Origin of the sequence: Nitrosomonas aestuarii, assembly GCF_003046585.1 — a bacterium.
Lineage (GTDB): Bacteria > Pseudomonadota > Gammaproteobacteria > Burkholderiales > Nitrosomonadaceae > Nitrosomonas > Nitrosomonas aestuarii.
In genome coordinates this window covers 1-1390 of sequence record NZ_QAAE01000051.1, presented here as the reverse complement: position 1 = coordinate 1390, position 1390 = coordinate 1, and the positions used below count along the sequence as shown (strand labels likewise).

Genomic DNA, 1390 nt, shown 5'->3' with positions numbered 1-1390 from the left:
TGTGATTACCAAGGGAAACTGTCGGTCTAATTACCGAGCGACTTTGTCATAATCACTTTAGCAAGTCGTGCCTCATTCCACAATTACTTTTTTATAAACAGCATTTAAGCCAGTTGCTAAAGTGGCTATGTTTTATGCCGATTCATGCAAGGCCTGTGACCTTTCAACTCTCAGCGCAGTGGTATTCAGATTATTTCTTAGCCACATACTGCGTACACCGCCAGCACTTACATCAACTCCGAGAGCCTCCGTCATTTTCAGTGCCACTTTCTGCTGTCCAAGGTGTGGATGCTCTATTGAGAACTGGACAACCGCTTTCTCGATTGCCATATCCACACAGTTTTTATGCCGTAAGTTAGGTGTTTCTTGCCGCTTTAGTGCATCAGCACCACCTTGCTTAACCAGTTTTAAGTGACGGTAAATAGTGTCACGCGACACACCACTTTGACGCGAAGCCTTAGAGACGTTACCCAGTTTTTCAACCAAGGCCAGCACCTCTAATTTCTTTTGAACCGCTAAGTCTTCTGCCACCAGTTTGCCAGGCTCAGTGACTTCAGTTACTGCGAGTTTGCGCCCCGCGAAGTGCGCCGTGAAACCTTTCTTGCTGGTATTTCTGATTTCTATTTTTTGGTTAGCAATCGAATGCTTAAGCGGTGAATCAATTAAATAGAACTTGTTGCCATAACTGAAGGTATGATCGTTGCGTATTTTGCGGTGGTCTTTGATGACGCATATATCATCGAGGTTTGCATATCCAGGTAGTGGCGTAAATTCAGAAGCCGTGTGTTGAGATTTTACCTGGATTTGAGATTGCCAGAACTGCGGGATAAACACATGCTTAAGGTACGCGTTGGCAGCAGCAATATCGTTGATATTATTCAATCGCAACTCAGGCACTAAACGGTCTTGGAAGGTATCAAACGCGCGTTCAATGCGGCCTTTACCCTGGGGTGAGTTAGCAAAGATAATTTCAATGCCCAACTCTTCGCAGGCACGCTGCATTTGCGAGAAGTTACATCGCTTTGGCCCACCAAAGATGCCTGCTCTGTCCACGTAAAGTGTTTTAAAGAGTCCTTTCGTTTCAATGCAATCTCGCATGACTTTCAAGCAACCAGCTGTGGTTTCAGACGGGAAGAACTCAGCATGCACTGCACTGGTCGCATCATCAATCATGGCAATCAGGCAGTGTTTATTATCACCAAACCAACGATGCGCACTGCCATCCATTTGCATCATTAAGCCTGGGACTTCCATACGTTCTCTGCGTTTACGGGCTTTACCCCGCCTACGTTTGGCTCGCTTTACATGATGGATATCATGCGCCCAGCCTCTCAGCGTTTCTCGTTTCACCACAATGTGTTCATCGGTCTCAAGCTTTTCAGCAAGGTGC

The 1390-nt window shown here is 46.0% G+C and carries 1 protein-coding gene; it reads right to left on the bottom strand.

The window, feature by feature from the left end:
- Positions 1 to 132: 132 nt before the first annotated feature.
- On the bottom strand, positions 133 to 1390 hold a 1258-nt coding region (locus C8R11_RS15790), incomplete at its 5' end, for an ISNCY family transposase (protein WP_107796524.1).